We start from the raw sequence: 4,039 nt of genomic DNA, 5'->3' as shown, positions 1-4,039 counted from the left end.
GAATTAGCTCGGTTGCGGAAAACTGAACTCACGAATTCCTAGCAGAACGCAATTCAAATCCAAATTGTAACTAAACTAGAAACAGCCGTGATTACTACTTGCAACATCGCGTATAATTAATTGCTTGGCCTGTTCTTCTTCCGAAAATACTCGTGGATGCCCAAGTTCGTTTTTATTTGCTAAATTAGCGCTTGGGACACGCAACTAATCATACTCAAGAGCGTTGGCAACAATTATGACGAACCTACAACTAAACAATAATAATTTAATGAAATATTTAACAATCTTTATACTGACAATTTTATTCTATAGTTGTGAGAGTAAAGCACAATCATTCGTTTTAGCGGATAAAATTGAAACGACTGAATTAGACAAGAAAATAAATATTAAAGGAACAAGAATACTAATCGATAAACCTGAAAATTACACATACATAGACGAACTTAAAAGGTTTCAAAAAAATTCTGATAATTATTTTCAATTTGTAGAAATTCCGAATCAGGACTATAACCAAACTGCCCCAAATGTCATAAATAAAATAGCCCAATTAGAAAGCCAAGGAGGAGAAATACGTGTAAAAAAAGAATTTAAATTAGGAGATTACAACGCTTTTTTTGCACTAGCACCTCAAGGAAATGTTTCTGAACAAGTTATTCTAGCCTTTGGAGATAATTCTTTTTCGGTATTAGTAATGGGAATTTTTCCAAATGATGAAAAAGAGAGAAAAGAAATAACAGATTTGATATTAAGCTCATATTTTGATAAAGACCTTAAGCCCAATCTAGATGACAATTTATTTCACAAAGTCAATTTAGATAATTCAGACTTCAAATTAAGTACTGTAAATGGAACATTAGGAACATATACCTTAAACGGTCAGCAAATAAAGGATGAAAATTTATTTATAAATAGTTTTCTAATTGCAACTTTGCCATATACTAATGATTTTGATTTAAAAAAATATAGCGACAATTTGATTAAAAAATATGAAAATAACACATTCGAGGAAAAACGAATTGAAATTGACATAATCTCTGAAAAAGAATATAAAGAAGAAAAAAATAAAATAATCAAAGTTGATATGATAGGTACAATTCAAGGTAAGAAATCAAAGATGTTTCAATACATAAAACAAACGCCAAACGGAATTATACAGTTCGTTGGTTTTGACTTTACTGAAGATTCAAGCTATCTGAACGAATATAAAACTATCGCTGAAAAAATAACATTAAAATAACTGTTGCCAACACCGTGTATAATTAATGGCTTGGTTATCGCCTACTTACGAAAATCCTCGCAGATTTTCTATTCAGTTTTTATTTACTAAATTAGGTGTTTAAACACGCCACTAATCATACACAACAACGTTGGCAAACATTTGAACAAAAATTCGGCTGAAACTGAAAACGCAATAAATAAGCTGGAAAAGAAAAAAACGCAATGAATAAAATGCGGAATTGACAAACCGAACAGAATCCGAAAAAACAATGCAACGAATTTTAGAAAATGAAAACGGAATATAATTGTGAAAAACAATGCGGAAATTAGGCGGAACCGAAAAAACAACGCCGAAATCTACTCTGACGGAAATAACACAACGCAGAAATCCACTCTGGCGGAAAAAAAATGGCGGAAAGGAATCGAAATTTTTTTTGGTTTTTTAAGAGCAAAATTGAAAAGCAATGTCGACCGACCAAATAAAAACAAAAGAAAAACTGTTTCCCGCCCAAAAGCTTGACAGGAAGCCGAAATTAAAATAGAAATTCCCAAAGAAATTTAGCGGAAATTATTAAATTAGAACTTTAAAAGTAAAACGGAGGAATCAAATCTGACGTGAAAAACATAACGAAGAAAAAGTAAAAAAACGTTTGCCAACACCATGTATAAGCCATTGCTGGGTCTGTGCCAATCTGGAAAATTCTTGGGAATTTTCCAGCGGAGTTTTGTACCTTTAATGGTTCGTGTGTGAGACACGCAACGGCTCATACACATCAACGTTGGCAAACATTTGAACAAAAATTCGGCTGAAACTGAAAACGCAATAAATAAGCTGGAAAAGAAAAAAACGCAATGAATAAAATGCGGAATTGACAAACCGAACAGAATACGAAAAAACAATGCAACGAATTTTAGAAAATGAAAACGGAATATAATTGTGAAAAACAATGCGGAAATTAAGCGGAACCGAAAAAACAACGCCGAAATCTACTCTGACGGAAATAACACAACGCAGAAATCCACTCTGGCGGAAAAAAAATGGCGGAAAGGAATCGAAATTTTTTTTGGTTTTTTAAGAGCAAAATTGAAAAGCAATGTCGACCGACCAAATAAAAACAAAAGAAAAACTGTTTCCCGCCCAAAAGCTTGACAGGAAGCCGAAATTAAAATAGAAAATTAGCAAAGAAATTTAGCGGAAATTATTAAATTAGAACTTTAAAAGTAAAACGGAGGAATCAAATCAGACGTGAAAAACATAACGAAGAAAAAGTAAAAAAACGTTTGCCAACACCGTGTATAAGCCATTGCTGGGCCTGTCCTACTCTGGAAAATTCTCGGGAATTTTTCAGCGGAGTTTCTTACTTGGCGAGTTTCGGGAAATCACACGCAACGGCTCATACACAACAACGTTGTAGCCAATTAGAAAATCAAGATTCATAAATTATATTCTACATTTGTAGAAATAAAATAAAATCTCTATATTAAATACATTGTATTATGAAAAAATTCTTACCTCTATTAATTGTTATGATTGGATTAACTTCTTGTAAAGAAAATACAAAAAAACAAACAGCATCTGATGAAACACTAAATTCTATTGATAATTCTGTAGAATTGACAGAAGAGCAAAAGGATTTAAAAAAGAATGCGATACCCATTCAAAACTTATCCAAACTGAGCGACAAGATATACGATGAAATCGCAAATTATGAAATAATAATGATTGGAGAAATGCATGGAACAAATGAGCCTGCTGAATTTGCTTATGGACTATGTGAACTGATTGCTAAACACGAAGGCAGCGTGATAATGGCTATGGAAATTCGTGCTTCACTTATGAATAACTTGTCAGACGAGATGTCAATTTCCGAGTTAAAAGAATTGGATTTCTTTCGTGGAAAAAATTTTGACGGTAGAAATGGTATAGCATGGCTTGATTTAGTATACAAGGGTATTAAAAATGATGGAATTATTTTAAAATTCATTGATAATCCTTACCCATCTTCAACTAGAGACTCATCCATGTACAGGGAAATACGCAACATCCATAATAAACATCCAAACACTAAAATAGTTACTCTAACTGGCAATACACATAATTCTTTTATACCTCTTTTCAACAAAGAGAGAATCGGAGGATACCTGTTAAAGGATACTGTTAATTTTGATTCTAAAAAAATCATGTCCATTAATCATGTGTTTAGTGAGGGAAATATGTTAAATAACGACCTTACCGGATTAAAAATGAGAACTATTGAAAGAGAGGAAAATATTTATAATACTACCTTATCTTATGAAATATTTTTATATAAGAAACTTCTTGAAGAACAAAATCGATGTACACATATCTTATATACTGATAAAGTAACTGCTTCAGAAATAATTAAGAAAGATGATAAGTAATGATAGTATATATCTCTTTTACTGAAAAATGGTCTTGGCAAATTTGACTCTAGAACATGGAATTACAAACAGAAATTCAATAAAGCGAATAAAAATAACTGGCTACAACAACGTATATAGCTCATAGCTAATCAGTTGCTTAATCAAAGTTAAGGTATATATGGAAAGTCGCCAAATTTTTAAATTTGACGATTTCCAATAAAAAAGATAAATAGTAAAATTTAAAAATCTGGCTTGTGCTCAATCCGAAAATAATTTTCTAGTTTGCACGCTACGAGCCATATACAAAACCGTTGGCTAAAATAGCAGAATTAGCAAGTAAATTCATAATCCAGACTTATTAGGAGCTAATTCGTGACATCATGCGGAAACAAATTTCTGCGGATTTTTAGTAGGTTTATGGAATCACTATCTGAAA

2 protein-coding genes are annotated in these 4,039 nt (G+C 31.9%); both read left to right on the top strand.

Features of this window, described 5'->3' with window-relative positions:
• The first annotated feature begins 268 nt into the window (after positions 1-268).
• On the top strand, positions 269-1,237 hold the full coding sequence (locus ESY88_RS20385; protein ID WP_147088428.1) for a hypothetical protein: 969 nt from the start codon (positions 269-271) through the stop codon (positions 1,235-1,237).
• A gap of 1,478 nt (positions 1,238-2,715) precedes the next feature.
• Complete coding sequence (locus tag ESY88_RS20380; RefSeq protein WP_147088578.1) at positions 2,716-3,621, top strand: hypothetical protein; 906 nt, start codon at positions 2,716-2,718, stop codon at positions 3,619-3,621.
• Positions 3,622-4,039 lie beyond the last annotated feature (418 nt).

The sequence above is a fragment of the Subsaximicrobium wynnwilliamsii genome (assembly GCF_007997225.1).
In the GTDB taxonomy this organism is placed as follows: Bacteria; Bacteroidota; Bacteroidia; order Flavobacteriales; family Flavobacteriaceae; genus Psychroserpens; species Psychroserpens wynnwilliamsii.
The sequence above is the reverse complement of the archived record's forward strand: the minus strand, read 5'-3'. Positions and strand labels throughout refer to the sequence as shown.